Raw genomic sequence first — 13,740 nt, 5'->3', positions numbered from 1 at the left:
GCCGTGTCAGAGCGCGCCGGGGGTGCGCAGGTCGAGTTGCGGGCGACGGCCCGCATTGGGCGCGAAGGGATTGCCGCCGCCGGCCTCCGCCTGGCGCCGCTGGCGCTCGAGCTGGGCGACGCCGTTGCAGGCCTGGGTGCGGTTGCGGGTGATGTTGGCGACGCCGGTGTTGACGTCGTTCATGATCTGCTCGGGCAGGCGGCAGAAATCGGCATTGGTGGTCATCCACTGCTGCAGCCGGCGGAACGAGGCCTGGGCGGTGGTGAGCGCGGCACAGGCGCGCTGGGCATTGGCCTTGGCCTGCTCGAAGCTGGTCGGGCGCCCGCGCGGAATGGCCGCCTGGGTCTGCTTCATGACCTCCTGGTGCGCGGCGATCAGCGGCTGGAATTCGGCCTGGCAGATCTCGTTGGCGCGCGCCTCGCCCGCCATCACGGCAGCGACGGCAAGGGCGGCCAGGGCAGTCTTGATCGCGTAAGGACGGTGCATCGTTCGGCCCCTGAACACGTCCGCAGAGCGAGCGAGGTTGAGTGAAATCGCTTGGTTACATATCAATCGGTCAGCATCGTGGCAAATGTGACGGACGGTCGGGGCGGGTTTCCCACCATCGCCGCCTCGCCACCGATGCAGGGCCGCCGGTCCGGCACAGGGGGAAGCGCGCGACATGGCGGCGTATGATTTCAAGGCGATACGGCTGTTCGTGGCCGCTCCTCTCGCGGAAGGGGCGATCATCGCCTGCGGGGCCGATCAGGCCAATTATCTGCTCAACGTCATGCGGCTCGACGACGGCGCGCGCATCGCGGTCTTCGACGGGGCGAGCGGCGAATGGGCGGCGCGCCTGAGGCGCAGCGGCAAGAGGTCGCTTTCCCTCGCAGTGGAAGAGCGCCTGCGGCCGCAGCCGGAGGCCGGCGACCTGCGGCTGCTCTTCGCGCCGCTCAAACATGCCCGGCTCGACTACATGGTGCAGAAGGCGGTGGAGATGGGCGTGTCGCGCCTCGTTCCCGTCATCACCCGCCGCACCCAGGCGAGCCGCGTGAACAGCGAGCGGATGCGCGCGAACGCCGTCGAGGCGGCGGAACAATGCGGCATTCTGGCGGTTGCCGGATGCGATGACGCCCAACCGCTTACCACCGCACTGGCCGCCCTGCCCGACGACGTGCTCCTCGTCTTTTGCGACGAGAGCGCGGCGATCGCCAATCCCGTGGAAGCCCTGCGTGCCGCCGGTCCCGCCGAGGGCGGGCTCGCCGTGCTCATCGGCCCCGAGGGTGGTTTCTCCGAGGAAGAGCGGGTCCTCATCGCCAGGCGCCCGCGAACCCTCGCCCTGTCGCTCGGCCCGCGGATCCTCAGGGCCGACACGGCGGCGGTCGCCGCCCTCGCGGTGGTGCAGGCCAGCCTCGGCGACTGGCGCTGAGGCAGCGCGGCCTGCAGCGACGCAAGCGCCCGGCGGAAGGGCGGCGTTTCGGGCCGAAGTCAACGGAATTAAGTTCACGCCATCTTTCAATACGTTACGAAATCGTGGCGATCCGTGACCGGATCGGGCCACATTTTCGCCCCGCCGCCAGAGAGCCTCAGGCGCGCCGGACGCCGCCCCGGACTGGGAGGGGCGCGCCGGCGAGCGGCTGTTTTCCGGCACGCTCCACCACTGCTGTTTGACGTCCATTCATGGAGACCATCATGTCGGACACCCGCCGATTTGGCATCGAGGAAGAATTTTTCGTGGTCGATGCCGAGACCAAGGCCGTGATGCGTCGCATGCCGCAGGGCTTCTTCGAGGCCGCCAAGGCCCGCCTCGGCGACAGGGTGGGCAGCGAGATGCTGCAGTCGCAGATCGAGCTGACGAGCTCCGTCCACGCCACGGCCTCCGCCGCGCGCAACGAGCTGCAGGCCATGCGCGGCATGCTCGGCGAGGTGGCGGCGCAGCACGGCCTCGCCGTCCTCGCCTCCGGCACCCATCCGACCGCCATGTGGGCGACGCAGCGGGCCAGCGACGCCCCGCGCTACGACAGCGTCATGCACGACCTGCAGATGCTCGGCCAGCGCAACATCGTCTGCGGCCTGCACGTGCATGCCGAGTTCGACGACCTGTCGCGCCGCATCGACGTGATGGGCCGGCTGATGCCGACCATCCCGCTGCTCATCGCCCTGTCGACCTCCTCGCCGTTCTGGCAGTCGCGGGCGACGGGGCTGATGGGGTACCGCCTGGCCGCCTATGACGAGCTGCCGCGCACCGGCCTGCCGGAGATGTTCAAGACCCAGGCCGAGTACGACGACTATGTCGCTCTGCTGGTCGAGGCACGGGTGATCGAGGATTCGAGCTACGTCTGGTGGGCGGTGAGGCCCTCCCGCCGGTTCCCGACGCTGGAGCTCAGGGCGCCCGATTCCTGCACGAGCCTCGACGATTCGCTGGCCATCGCCGCGCTCTACCGCTCGATGGTGCGCTACCTCCTCCGCCACCCGGATTTCCGCTCGGACCTTTCGCCGTTGTCGCGGGCTGTGGCGCAGGAGAACAAGTGGCGGGCGCAGCGCTACGGCATCCACGGCTCCTTCGTCGACGAGGAGCGGCGCACCACCGTCTCCATCGCCGATCTGGTGCAGGAGACGGTGACGCTGCTGGAGGAGGATGCCGACGCGCTCGGCTGCTCGGACGACCTCGCCCGCTGCCTCGACATCTGCGTCCGCGGCACCAGCGCCGACGGCCAGCTCACCGTGTGGAAGTCGGCTCTCGGCCTCGCCGAGACGCCGCATGACGCACTGCGCGCGGTGAAGACCTGGATCGCGGCGCAGACGCTGCAGTAGCGGCTCAGAACAGGCTGCCCTGCCCTTCCCCGCCCTTGCGGGCCTTGGGCTCGGCAGCCCTTGCGGGCTTCGGCGCAGGCGGCGGCGCGTCGCCCCCGGCCGTGGCCCCGACGCGGCCGTCGGCGAATTCGATGGCGAGCGCCATGCCGGGCGTGACGGCTGCCGCGGAGCGCAGCGGCCGGCCTTCCGCATCCCGCACCAGCGCGAAGCCGCGGGCGAGAACGCCCTGGTAGGACAGCGCGGCGAGGAGCTTCGCCGCGCCGTCCAACCGCTCGCTGCCGCGGCGGAGGACGAGGGCGATGGCGCGCGGCGCGCGGGCGTGGAGCGAGTGAAGACGGTCGCGGGCGCGCCCGAGGCGGTCGGACTGGGTCCTCGCATAGACACCGAGCGAACGGGAGAGACGGTCCGACAGGGTGACGAAGCCCTGGCGGCGCAGCTCGGTGCGCCGCTCCAGCGCCGCCATGGCGCGATCCGACAGCGTCGCGACCCGGTCCCGGCTGCGTTCGATCCGCCCTGCCAGAAGCGCCGGCGACAGCCGCCCCGCCGCGCGCACGAGGCGCGTGCGGTGAGCGCCAGCATTGGCGGCGAGCGCATTGGGCAGACGCTCACCGGCGGCGTCGAGGCGCTGGCGGGCGGTGGCGAGAAGCCGCTCGGCATCGGGCAGGGCGCGGGCGGCCGCCCTGAGTTCGGTGCGCCGGCCGTCCATGCGGCGGGCGACGGCGAGACCGAGGCGGCGCCCGAGGCCCTGCGTCTCCGCGACGAGGTCGGCCCGCACCGGCACCGCCATCTCGGCGGCGGCGGTCGGGGTCGGTGCGCGGCGGTCGGCGGCGAAGTCGATGAGCGTGGTGTCGGTTTCGTGGCCGACGGCGGAGATCAACGGAATGGCGCTCCCGGCCGCGGCGCGGACGACGATCTCCTCGTTGAAGCCCCAGAGGTCTTCCAGCGAACCGCCGCCGCGGGCGACGATGATGACGTCGGGCCGCGGCAGGTCGTCGTCGGGGCCGATGGCGTTGAAGCCGCGAATGGCGGCGGCGACTTCCGCCGCGCTGCCCTCCCCCTGCACGCGCACCGGCCAGACGAGCACGGTGCGCGGGAAGCGGTCCTCGAGCCGGTGCAGGATGTCGCGGATGACGGCGCCGGTCGGCGAGGTGACGACGCCGATCACCGCCGGCAGATAGGGCAAGGGCCGCTTGCGGGCAGCGTCGAACAGGCCCTCGGCGGCGAGCGTCTTACGGCGCTCCTCCAGGAGGGCCATGAGCGCGCCGACGCCGGCCGGTTCCAGGCTCTCGATGACGACCTGGTACTTGGACGAGCCGGGGAAGGTGGTGACGCGGCCGGTGGCGACGACCTCCAGCCCCTCCTGCGGCTTGAACTTCAGCCGCCCGTAGGTGCCCTTCCAGATGACCGCCTCGATGGCGGCGCCCTCGTCCTTCAGGCGGAAATAGCAATGTCCCGAAGCGCTCGGGCCCTTGAAGCCCGAGACCTCGCCGCGCAGCCGCACATAGCCGAAGGCGTCCTCCACCGTCCGCTTGATGGCGGCGGAGAGGTCCGAGACAGAAATCTCGGGCGTGTTGGACGGGACGACGTCGGTCATGCGCAGCGAATCCGTTGCCGGACGGGGCGCTCTTGTCTAGACGCTGCGGGACGAGGGTTGAAGGGGCAGCCTGCATCTGACGGAGACAGGGCGCCGATCCCTCGGCGGAGACGGCCATGAACGTGCTTCTGATCGGCGGCGGCGGCCGCGAACATGCCCTCGCCTGGGCCCTGTCGGCGAGCCCGCTGCTCACGACCCTCCACTGCGCGCCGGGCAATCCGGGCATCGCCGAGGTCGCGACCCTCGCGGCGATCGACGTCACCGACCACGCCGCCGTCGTCGCCTATTGCCGCACCCACGCCGTCACCTTCGTGGTGGTCGGACCCGAGGCGCCGCTGGTGGCCGGCATCGCCGACGACCTCGCCGCAGCCGGCATCAAGGTCTTCGGCCCGTCCAAGGCGGCGGCGCAGCTCGAAGGCTCCAAGGGCTTCACCAAGGATCTTTGCCGGGAGTTCGGCATTCCCACCGCAGCCTACGAGCGCTTCACCGAGGCCCGGCCGGCCAAGGACTACGTGAAGCGCATGGGCGCGCCGATCGTGATCAAGGCCGACGGCCTCGCCGCCGGCAAGGGCGTGGTCGTCGCCATGACGCTGGACGAGGCGCTGGCGGCGGTCGACATGATGTTCGAGGGCGGCATGGGCGCGGCCGGCGCCGCCGTCGTCGTCGAGGAGTTCATGACCGGCGAGGAGGCCTCCTTCTTCGCGCTCTGCGACGGCGAGACGGCGCTGGCGCTCGCCACCGCCCAGGACCACAAGCGGGTGGGCGACGGCGACACCGGCCCGAATACCGGCGGCATGGGCGCCTATTCGCCGGCCCCGGTGATGACCCCCGCCATGGTCGAGCGGACCATGGCCGCGATCATCCGCCCGACGCTGGCGGCGATGAAGGCCAAGGGCCATCCGTTCAAGGGCGTGCTCTTCGCGGGACTGATGATCACGACCGAAGGGCCCAAGCTTATCGAATACAACTGCCGCTTCGGCGACCCCGAATGCGAGGTGCTGATGGTGCGGCTGAAGGACGATCTCCTGACGCTGCTGCTGGCCTCCGCCGACGGCCAGCTCAAGACCATGAGCGCGCGCTGGTACGACGAGGCGGCGCTGACCGTGGTGATGGCCGCCAGGGGCTATCCCGGCACGCCGGAGAAGGGCAGCCTCATCCGGGGCATCGAGCGGGCGCGCGACCTGCCCGGAGTCGAGGTGTTCCATGCGGGGACGGCGGTGAAGGACGGCGAGATCGTCGCCACCGGCGGCCGCGTCCTCGCGGTCACCGCCACGGGGCGGACGGTGACGGAAGCGCAGGAAAAGGCTTACCGGGCGGTGGACCTCATCGACTGGCCGGGCGGCTTCTGCCGCCGCGACATCGGCTGGCAAGCGGTGGCGCGGGAACAGGCCCCCCACCTGCGGGATTGAGCCGGGGGCGCCGCGCCGCTAGCGTGGCGGGCCACCAACCCGGAGACGCGCGTGCAACGGCTGAAGACGACGATGGGTCGGATCTGGGAAGCCGTCTGGCCGGCCGGTGCGGGCGGGCGCACCATCGCCAGCCTCCGGGACATCGATCCCCGCATAAGTCCCGATTTCGACTTTCATCTCCGCCGGGACGACGGCGGCGTGTTCTTCGTCGATGGCCGCGGCAAGCGGGTGGCGCACGAGCGGGTCGAGGCGCTGGCGGACGGGATCGACGGGCTGCTGCGTCATATCCGCGATGCCGGCGAAACCATTCCCACCGACAAGACGCCCTTCCGCAGTCTCTGGACCGGCGAGGCCTTCGCCGTTCCGGACCTGCAGCTGAGCGGCGCCACCATCGACGTCAACCTCTCGCGACGGGCGGGGCTGATCGAAATCGACGTGCCGGTCGCGACCTCCGAGAACCCGCTCACCCTGACGCCGGAAGCCCTCAACAATTTCGTCACGGCGATCCGCCGGTTGCTCGCCCGGGGCGTTGTCGATGAGGGAGCGGTCGCCTGACCCAGGGCGGTCCGCCCAGGAGAACAGAACACCATGGCCACCTACGATCTCTTCCCCGGATTCGAATCGCACTGGATCGACACCTCCGTCGGCCAGATCTTCGCGCGCTCCGGCGGATCCGGCCCGCCGCTGCTGCTGGTTCACGGCTTCCCGCAGACCCATGTGGAATGGCACAAGGTCGCCCCGGAACTGGCGAAGCACTTCACCCTCGTCCTGCCGGACCTGCCGGGCTATGGCTGGTCGACGGCGCCGCGCGGCGGCACCGACCATTTCCCTTATGCCAAGTCCGACATGGCGAAGGTGATGATCGAGGTCATGTCGGCCCTCGGCCATGCACGCTTCATGGCCTGCGGCCACGACCGGGGCGCCCGCGTCACCTATCGCCTGGCGCTGGACCATCCCGGGCGGCTGGAGCGCCTGGCGCTCCTCGACATCGTACCGACCCTCGTCATGTGGGAGCGCATTCGCGCCGCACCCTCGCCGAAGACCGAGCACTGGATCTTCCTGTCGGGACCGGACGGCGCGCCGGAGGCGGAGATCGGCCGCAACCCGACGGCCTATCTCGAGGAGAAGCTGTCGCTCTGGACCAAGAGCGGGACGCTGGACTCCTACGACAACCGGGCGCTGCAGCACTATCGCGACTTCTTCAACGATCCCTCGCGGATCCACGCATGCTGCGAGGACTATCGCGCCGGCGCCACCGTCGACCTCGTCGCCGACACGACCGACAAGGCGGCCGGCCGCACCATCGGCGAGCCCGTCCACGTCGTCTGGGGCGATGCCGGCATCCCCTCGGCGGGGGCGAGCCCGCTGGAGGCCTGGAAGGTCTTCGCGCCGAAAGCCAGCGGCGAGGCGGTGGATTCAGGGCACTTCATCCCCGAGGAGAACCCGGCGGGCTGCCTCGCGGCCCTGCTGCCCTTCCTGCGCGCCACCACCCTCGCGTGAGGCGCGCCGCGACCGTCGGCGGCGCGCTTGACCCCCGGGCCGCCGCCCCTTAACCCGCAGCCATGACCGACACCATCGCCGCCCCGCCCCTGTCGACTGCCGCCGTGATCGACGGCCTCTCCGCCATCGCCGGGGATTACGACCTCGTTTTCTCCGACGTCTGGGGCGTGCTGCACAACGGCATGAAGGCCCATCCGGCCGCCTGCGAGGCCCTGGTGGCGATCAGGCGGAGCGGCGTGCCGGTGATCCTCATCACCAACGCCCCGCGGCAGGCCCCCGTGGTGGTCGGCCAGCTCGACAGGCTGGGCGTGCCGCGCGCCGCCTACGACGCCATCGTCACGTCGGGCGACGTCTCGCGCGACTATATGCGAACCCGGCCGGGGGCTCCGGTGCACCATGTCGGGCCGCAGCGCGACCTCGTCGTCTTCGAGGGCATCGACACCCGCCTGGTCGACATCGAGGAGGCCGACTACGTGGTCTGCACCGGCCTCGTCGACGATCGCACGGAGACGCCGGACGACTACCAGGAGCGGCTCGAGCGCATGAAGGCGCGCGACCTGTTCTTCCTGTGCGGCAATCCCGACAAGGTGGTGGAGGTCGGCCACGACCTCATCTTCTGCGCCGGCGCCATCGGCGACCGCTACCAGTCCATGGGTGGCAAGGTGCTCTATGCCGGCAAGCCCTACGAGCCGGCCTACGAAGCATGCTGGCGCTATGCGGAGCGCATTCTGGGGCATCGCCCGCCAAACAACCGTGTTCTCGCCATTGGCGACGCCATGCGCACCGACGTCGCCGGCGCAGCGCGGATGGGCTTCGACTGCCTGTTCCTCGCGGAAGGCATCCATGCCGAGGTGTTGCTGGACGAGGCGGGTGTGAAGGCCGAGGGACTGGCCGCGCTGATCGCGGAAACGGGGCACCAGCCCCGTCACGTCATGCGCAAGCTCGTCTGGTAAGGACGCCGGGCAGTCGGCCTCAGGCCTCGCTCTTTCAGGCCTCGCTCTTTCAGGCCTCGCTCTTGGCGCCCTTCTTGGCGGGCTTGGCGAAAAGCGCGTCGACGTCGCTCTGGTCGACCCCCTCGCCGTCGAGCTGGGGACCGTGCAGGATGTTCTTCAGCTTGCGCTCCTCGCGGCGGCGCTCGTCTTCCGACAGGTAGCCGTCCGCGTCCGCGGCGCTGATCGCATCCGCGAAGCGGGTGACGCGGGCTTCGATGTGCTTCAGCGTGTCGATGACCTTGGCAACGCGCTGGCCGGTGATGTCCTGGAAGGAGCAGGCCTCGAAGATGAGCATCATGCGCTCGTCGACCATGGCCTTGTAGGCGACGGGATCGGAGGCGTCGGCCGCCATCAGCTCCTCGGCGGCGCCCATGATCGTGTCGGTCGCCTTCTCGGTGGCCTTGACGATGGCGTCCAGCTCCATGCCGGCGGCGGGAATGCGGCTGTGCTTGAGGTCGTTGGGCTGCAGGCGACCGACCTCCACCTTCATGTTGGTGATGAAGGAGGCGATGTCCGAGAGTTCGCGGTAGACCGCCATGTCGATGGAGCGGAAGAAGCTCGACAGCGACTCGACCGTCACCTCGGCCAGCGCGACCACGTCGCCGAGCGAGACGTCGCCGTTGCCCTTGGTCCGGATGAACTGGACGATGCGGTCGAGATGCTCGGTGGACACTTTTTTCATGATCGCCTGTTCCTCGGGGACGTCAGCGGCGGCGTGAGTCCGGTCGGTGTGCATGCCCCCCGCAGGCCGGCCCCGGGGCCGGCCGATGTCGGAGGTCTCGGTTCAGGCCGATCAGTCGGCGAAGACCGCGTCGATCTTGGCCTTCAGCGTCTGGGCGTTGAAGGGCTTCACGATGTAGTTGTTCACGCCGGCCTTCTTGGCGGCGATGACGTTTTCGGTCTTGGACTCCGCCGTCACCATGATGAAGGGCGTGCGCGAGAGCGAACCGTCGGAACGGACCTCCTTGAGGAGCTCGTAGCCGGTCATCGGCTCCATGTTCCAGTCGGAGATCACCAGCCCGTACTTCTTCTCCTTCATCTTCGCGAGGGCGGCCGAGCCGTCCGACGCGTCGTCGATGTCGTCGAAGCCGAGCTGCTTCAGAAGGTTACGGATGATGCGGATCATCGTGTTGTAATCGTCGACCACGAGGATCGGCATCGAAAGGTCAACAGCCATCACTCTGCTCCAAGCGCCGGCGCAGCTCTTGGCGCACCGTTCCGGAAAGTTGTTCGAACCGCACGCATCGCGGCGATCGGTATGAAAATGCCTGCCAGCCTTGAAGAAGCGGTTAACGCAGCGTCTGGGGCATCGGGAAAAAGCCGAAGCAACGCGCCGATGTGGCGTCCAGTTCCCGACAGGGTTAGAAAATAGTCGACGGCGGCGGTACCCTGGGGGTCCGGACGCCCCGGAGTGTTGCATGACTTACTATCAGGAGCAGTCACCGGTCGCGACGGGCCTGCGCGGGCGCTGTCCGCGCTGCGGCGAAGGACACCTGTTCGACGGGTTCCTGACGGTGAAGCCCCGCTGCAGCGCTTGCGGGCTCGACCTCGCCTTCGCCGACTCGGGCGACGGGCCGGCGGTCTTCGTCATCCTCTTCGCCGGTTTCATCATCTGCGCCATGGCACTGGTGGTCGAGGTCCGCTACGAGCCGCCCTTCTGGGTCCACGCGGTCATCTTCGGTCCGCTGGTGCTGGCGGTCTGCCTCGGGCTGCTGCGCCCGATGAAAGGCCTGATGGTGGCGCTGCAATATCGCCATGGTGCGCGCGAAGGCCGCCTCGACAGCGAGTGAGGCAGGGCCTATCTGCGGGGCATGACCTCGACGCCCGGCCGACCCGTTCCGATCGCCTCGCCGCCTCCCGCCGCGCGGCCGCGCTCCCTCGTCGTGCCGGCCATCGCCGCCCTGCTGGCGCTGGGAATCCTGGTCGGCCTCGGTTCCTGGCAGGTGTCACGGCTCGCCTGGAAGAACGGCCTCATCGCGCAGGTGGAACAGCGCACACGGGCTCCCGCGATCCCGCTGCCCGGCCGCGAGGCCTGGCCACGCATGAGCGCCGCGCGCGACGAGTACCGCAAGGTCACGGTGACCGGCCATTTCCGTCATGACGCGGAAGCCTATCTCTACCACGTCGCCGGCGACAGCCGGCAGGCCGACCGGACGCGCCCGCAGGGCCAGGGCTATTTCGTGCTGACGCCGCTGGTGACGGCGGCGGGCGACACCGTGCTGGTCAACCGCGGCTTTGTGCCGACCGACCGGCGCGATCCCGCCACCCGCGCGGCGGGCCAGGTGGAGGGCGAGGTCGCCGTCACCGGCCTCGTCCGCTATCCGGAGGAGCGCGGCCTCTTCGCGGCGCCGGACGATTCGGCGCGGCGGACCTTCTACACCCGCGACCTCGCCGTCATCGGCCGCAGTCTCGGCCTCGACCCCGCGAGGACCGCGCCCTTCTCGGTGGACGCCGACGCCACCCCCGTTCCCGGCGGCCTGCCGGTGGGCGGCGAGACGCGCCTCGTCTTCGCCAACCGGCATTTCGAATATGCGCTGACCTGGTTCGGCCTGGCCCTGACGCTGGTCGGCGTCTTCGGCGCCTACGCGTTCCAGCGCCTGCGCAGGCGGTGAGGCCTCACAGCCCCTCGGGCTTGCCCACCACCACGACCAGCATCCGCGGCGCGCCGAAGAGACGGCGCGCGACGCGGCGGGCGTCGTCCAGCGTCACCGCGTCGATCAGGCCATTGCGGCGGTCGAGATAGTCGGGCTCCAGCCCGTCCAGCTGGATGCGGAGCAGGTTGGATGCGATCTGCGTCGAGGTCTCGAAGCGAAGGGCCCAGGAGCCGATGAGATAGCGCTTGGCCTGTTCGAGTTCGAGCGAGGTCGGCCCCTCCGTGCCGATCCGCTGCAGTTCGGCGGTGATGACGGCGAGGCTCTCGGCGGCGCGGTCGTTGCGCGTCGAGGTGCCTCCCGTCACGAGGCCCGCGGAATCGAGGGCGGCGAGGCCGGAGGAGACGGAATAGGCGAGGCCCCGCTTCTCGCGCACCTCCTGGTACAGGCGGGAGGAGAAGCCGCCGCCGCCGAGAATGTGGTTCAGCACGAAGGCCGGGATGAAATCGGGGTCCTCGCGCTTCAGGCCGGGCATGCCGAAGGAGATGGTCGCCTGGGGCACGTCGAGCGGGACGACGCGGCGTTCGCCGGTGGCGGCGATGACCGCGTCGGGGACGGCGACGAGACCGCCCTTGGCCGGCAGCTCGCCGAAGACGGCGTCGAGCAGCGGGCCGAGTTCCTCGGCGGTGATGTCGCCGACCACCGCCACCTTGAGATTGTTGCGGGCGAGAATGCGGCCGTGGAGGGCGATGAGGTCGTCGCGGGTGATGGCGGCGACGCTGTCGAGCGTGCCGGCACCGCGCCGTCCGTAGGGGTGGCCGGGAAAGGCGGCGGACCAGAACGTGTCGCTGGCGATGGAGCCTGGATTGGTCGAGGCCCGGCGGATGGAGGCGAGGATGGACTGGCGCATGCGCTCCAGCGGCGCCGCGTCGAACCGCGGGCGGGTCAGGGCGAGGCGCAGCAGCTCCGCCGCCTCGCCGCGATGCTCCGAGAGGGTGCGGAGCGAGCCGGAGAAGAGGTCGCGGCTGGCGGCGAAGCTCACCTCGATGGCACGGTCCTGGAGACGCCCGTGGAAGGCGTCGGAATCGAGGTCCCCGGCACCCTCGTCGAGCATGGCGGCCATCAGGTTCCCCGTGCCCTCGCGGCCGGCTGCGTCCTGCGACGTACCGCCCCGGAAGGCAAAGGAGAGGGCGAGCACCGGCAGGTGGGTCTGGCGCACCAGCCAGGCCTCGACGCCGCCGGGCGAGACGACGCGCTGGACGCGGCCCGCCTGGCTGGCGGGAGCCTGGGCCTTCGCCGGGGCGGTCGGGGTGAGGGCATGAACCATCGTCAGGAATCCGGCGGCGGCGAGAGCGAGGGCGCGGCGCATCAGCTCCGCTCCGCGCGCGCGAGTTCGCCGGTGATCGCGCGCGAGAAATCGAAGGCGCGCGGCGCCATGGCGTTGACCTCGTCGCGGGTCACGGCGCGGATGCGCGCGACCCATTGCTGCAGGTCGTCCATGGAGGCGCCGCAGGTGAGAGCCGCGCCGTACATGCGCGCCATGGAGGCCTGGCTGTCCTGCGAATAGACCGACTCGGCGATGAGGCGGGTCTTGGCGCGGGCGATCTCGTCCTCGCCGACGCCGTCGCCGGCGACGCGGTCGGCGACCTCGAACATGGCGGCTTCGAGGGCCTCGATGGTGACCCCCGGCCGGGGCGCGGCATAGATGCCGAAGCGGCCGTCGCCGAGGGCGGAGCTCGCATAGAAGCAGCCGGCGCTGACGGCCAGCCCCCGGTCGGCCACCAGCGTCTTGTAGATGCGGCCGTTGGGGGATGCCCCCACCACCTGGGAGAGCACTTCCAGCGCCTCCGCCTCGCCCGGCCGGGCGGTGCGGTAGGAGGGCACGACATGGGTCTGGGTGAGGCTCGGCTGGCGGACGCGCTGGTCGGCGAGGCGGACGCGTTCGCGGGTGTCCCTGGCTGCCGCGGGCGGTCTGGTGCGCGCGAGGATGGCCGGATTGGAATCGATGCGCCCGTAGGTCTCGGCGGCCATGCGGAAGACGGCGTCGGCCGGCACGTCGCCGGCGACGACGAGGATGGCGTTGTTGGGCGCGTAATGGCGGCGGTAGAAGGCCATGGCGTCGTCGAGGTCCAGCCGGGCGATCTCGTCCTGGAAGCCGATGATGGGGATGCCGTAGGGATGGGTCTCGCCCCAGAGCCGCGCCTGCATCCGCTCGCCCAGCCGCGCGCCGGGATCGTTGTCGATGCGCTGGCGGCGCTCCTCCAGCACCACGTCGCGCTCGGGCAGCACCACCTCGTCGGTGAGGACCAGACCCGTCATGCGGTCGGCCTCGAAATCCATCATCACCGGCAGCTGCTCGGCGGCGATGCGCTGGAAGTAGCCGGTATAGTCATAGGAGGTGAAGGCGTTCTCCTGGCCGCCGGCCGCCGAGATGGCCCGGGAGAAGACCGGCGCGGGGTTGCGCGAGGTGCCCTTGAACAGGAGATGCTCGAGGAAATGGGCGAGGCCGGAGCGACCCGGCTCCTCGTCCGCCGAGCCGACCTTGTACCAGAGCATGTGGGTGACCACCGGCACGCGATGGTCCGGAATGGCGACCACCTCGAGCCCGTTGGCGAGGACGTGCCGGTAGGCGCGCTCCACGGGCACGGCCGGGGCGGCGGAGGGCAGCAGCGCGGGGGCGGCGACAGCGGCCAGGCCCGTCGTGAACATGCGTCGTGTCATCGGCATCGTACCACCATCGTCACCGCGGGTCCGGTCCATTCAGCCATGGATCATCCTCGGGGCCCCCATGACAAGCCCGTGACCGCGGCGGCAAAACAAAAAGGGCGGCCGAGGCCGCCCTTTCGCGTTCCGGAGGGGAG

The 13,740-nt window shown here is 70.3% G+C and carries 14 protein-coding genes; 8 read left to right on the top strand and 6 right to left on the bottom strand.

What is annotated here, in order from left to right; genetic code table 11:
* Window positions 1-6: 6 nt before the first annotated feature.
* Window positions 7-486: a hypothetical protein gene (locus C6569_RS00195; RefSeq protein ID WP_106746958.1), complete on the bottom strand. Its 480-nt coding sequence runs from the start codon at window positions 484-486 to the stop codon at window positions 7-9.
* 175 nt (window positions 487-661) lie between these two features.
* Here C6569_RS00195 and C6569_RS00190 point away from each other — a divergent pair, with 175 nt between their 5' ends.
* Window positions 662-1,408: a 16S rRNA (uracil(1498)-N(3))-methyltransferase gene (locus C6569_RS00190; protein ID WP_106746957.1), complete on the top strand. Its 747-nt coding sequence runs from the start codon at window positions 662-664 to the stop codon at window positions 1,406-1,408.
* A 263-nt stretch (window positions 1,409-1,671) separates the two neighbouring features.
* Complete coding sequence (locus C6569_RS00185) at window positions 1,672-2,793, top strand: carboxylate-amine ligase (protein WP_106750809.1); 1,122 nt, start codon at window positions 1,672-1,674, stop codon at window positions 2,791-2,793.
* Window positions 2,794-2,797: 4 nt separating this feature from the next.
* Here C6569_RS00185 and xseA read toward each other — a convergent pair whose 3' ends face one another.
* A complete protein-coding gene (gene xseA, locus C6569_RS00180; protein WP_106746956.1) occupies window positions 2,798-4,387 on the bottom strand; it encodes an exodeoxyribonuclease VII large subunit in 1,590 nt (529 codons plus the stop codon).
* 116 nt (window positions 4,388-4,503) lie between these two features.
* Between xseA and purD the strand changes: the two genes are divergently transcribed.
* The 4 genes from purD to C6569_RS00160 all read left to right on the top strand — a co-directional run bounded on the left by purD (window position 4,504) and on the right by C6569_RS00160 (window position 8,249).
* The gene (purD, locus tag C6569_RS00175) at window positions 4,504-5,796 is read left to right on the top strand and encodes a phosphoribosylamine--glycine ligase (RefSeq protein ID WP_106746955.1); all 1,293 of its coding nucleotides are present in this window, start codon (window positions 4,504-4,506) and stop codon (window positions 5,794-5,796) included.
* A 51-nt stretch (window positions 5,797-5,847) separates the two neighbouring features.
* On the top strand, window positions 5,848-6,351 hold the full coding sequence (locus tag C6569_RS00170) for a hypothetical protein (protein WP_146144690.1): 504 nt from the start codon (window positions 5,848-5,850) through the stop codon (window positions 6,349-6,351).
* Between the two features lie 33 nt (window positions 6,352-6,384).
* Window positions 6,385-7,296 (top strand): alpha/beta fold hydrolase, encoded by a 912-nt coding sequence (locus tag C6569_RS00165; RefSeq protein WP_106746953.1) that lies wholly within the window; start codon window positions 6,385-6,387, stop codon window positions 7,294-7,296.
* 62 nt (window positions 7,297-7,358) lie between these two features.
* Complete coding sequence (locus C6569_RS00160; protein ID WP_106746952.1) at window positions 7,359-8,249, top strand: TIGR01459 family HAD-type hydrolase; 891 nt, start codon at window positions 7,359-7,361, stop codon at window positions 8,247-8,249.
* 49 nt (window positions 8,250-8,298) lie between these two features.
* Here C6569_RS00160 and C6569_RS00155 read toward each other — a convergent pair whose 3' ends face one another.
* Window positions 8,299-8,970, bottom strand: coding sequence for a protein phosphatase CheZ (locus tag C6569_RS00155; protein WP_106746951.1), 672 nt, complete (start codon window positions 8,968-8,970; stop codon window positions 8,299-8,301).
* Window positions 8,971-9,081: 111 nt separating this feature from the next.
* Window positions 9,082-9,465, bottom strand: a complete 384-nt coding sequence (locus C6569_RS00150; RefSeq protein WP_106746950.1) for a response regulator — start codon at window positions 9,463-9,465, stop codon at window positions 9,082-9,084.
* Window positions 9,466-9,706: 241 nt separating this feature from the next.
* Between C6569_RS00150 and C6569_RS00145 the strand changes: the two genes are divergently transcribed.
* Together C6569_RS00145 and C6569_RS00140 are read left to right on the top strand one after the other, a co-directional pair.
* A complete protein-coding gene (locus C6569_RS00145; RefSeq protein WP_106746949.1) occupies window positions 9,707-10,078 on the top strand; it encodes a DUF983 domain-containing protein in 372 nt (123 codons plus the stop codon).
* A 21-nt stretch (window positions 10,079-10,099) separates the two neighbouring features.
* A complete protein-coding gene (locus C6569_RS00140; protein ID WP_106746948.1) occupies window positions 10,100-10,900 on the top strand; it encodes an SURF1 family protein in 801 nt (266 codons plus the stop codon).
* Between the two features lie 4 nt (window positions 10,901-10,904).
* Here C6569_RS00140 and C6569_RS00135 read toward each other — a convergent pair whose 3' ends face one another.
* Window positions 10,905-12,248, bottom strand: coding sequence for a M16 family metallopeptidase (locus tag C6569_RS00135; protein ID WP_106746947.1), 1,344 nt, complete (start codon window positions 12,246-12,248; stop codon window positions 10,905-10,907).
* Window positions 12,248-13,588, bottom strand: a complete 1,341-nt coding sequence (locus C6569_RS00130; protein WP_181313856.1) for a M16 family metallopeptidase — start codon at window positions 13,586-13,588, stop codon at window positions 12,248-12,250. Before C6569_RS00130 ends, C6569_RS00135 begins: the two co-directional genes overlap by 1 nt.
* Window positions 13,589-13,740: the final 152 nt, after the last annotated feature.

Source organism: Phreatobacter cathodiphilus, from assembly GCF_003008515.1.
In the GTDB taxonomy this organism is placed as follows: Bacteria; Pseudomonadota; Alphaproteobacteria; order Rhizobiales; family Phreatobacteraceae; genus Phreatobacter; species Phreatobacter cathodiphilus.
This window is presented reverse-complemented; position numbering and strand designations above follow the sequence as displayed.

Coding starts and splice junctions, on each gene's coding strand:
- C6569_RS00195 (WP_106746958.1), bottom strand. CDS start 486: ATGCACCGTCCTTACGCGATCAAGACTGCCCTGGCCGCCCTTGCCGTC.
- C6569_RS00190 (WP_106746957.1), top strand. CDS start 662: ATGGCGGCGTATGATTTCAAGGCGATACGGCTGTTCGTGGCCGCTCCT.
- C6569_RS00185 (WP_106750809.1), top strand. CDS start 1,672: ATGTCGGACACCCGCCGATTTGGCATCGAGGAAGAATTTTTCGTGGTC.
- xseA (WP_106746956.1), bottom strand. CDS start 4,387: ATGACCGACGTCGTCCCGTCCAACACGCCCGAGATTTCTGTCTCGGAC.
- purD (WP_106746955.1), top strand. CDS start 4,504: ATGAACGTGCTTCTGATCGGCGGCGGCGGCCGCGAACATGCCCTCGCC.
- C6569_RS00165 (WP_106746953.1), top strand. CDS start 6,385: ATGGCCACCTACGATCTCTTCCCCGGATTCGAATCGCACTGGATCGAC.
- C6569_RS00160 (WP_106746952.1), top strand. CDS start 7,359: ATGACCGACACCATCGCCGCCCCGCCCCTGTCGACTGCCGCCGTGATC.
- C6569_RS00155 (WP_106746951.1), bottom strand. CDS start 8,970: ATGAAAAAAGTGTCCACCGAGCATCTCGACCGCATCGTCCAGTTCATC.
- C6569_RS00150 (WP_106746950.1), bottom strand. CDS start 9,465: ATGGCTGTTGACCTTTCGATGCCGATCCTCGTGGTCGACGATTACAAC.
- C6569_RS00145 (WP_106746949.1), top strand. CDS start 9,707: ATGACTTACTATCAGGAGCAGTCACCGGTCGCGACGGGCCTGCGCGGG.
- C6569_RS00140 (WP_106746948.1), top strand. CDS start 10,100: ATGACCTCGACGCCCGGCCGACCCGTTCCGATCGCCTCGCCGCCTCCC.
- C6569_RS00135 (WP_106746947.1), bottom strand. CDS start 12,248: ATGCGCCGCGCCCTCGCTCTCGCCGCCGCCGGATTCCTGACGATGGTT.
- C6569_RS00130 (WP_181313856.1), bottom strand. CDS start 13,588: ATGTTCACGACGGGCCTGGCCGCTGTCGCCGCCCCCGCGCTGCTGCCC.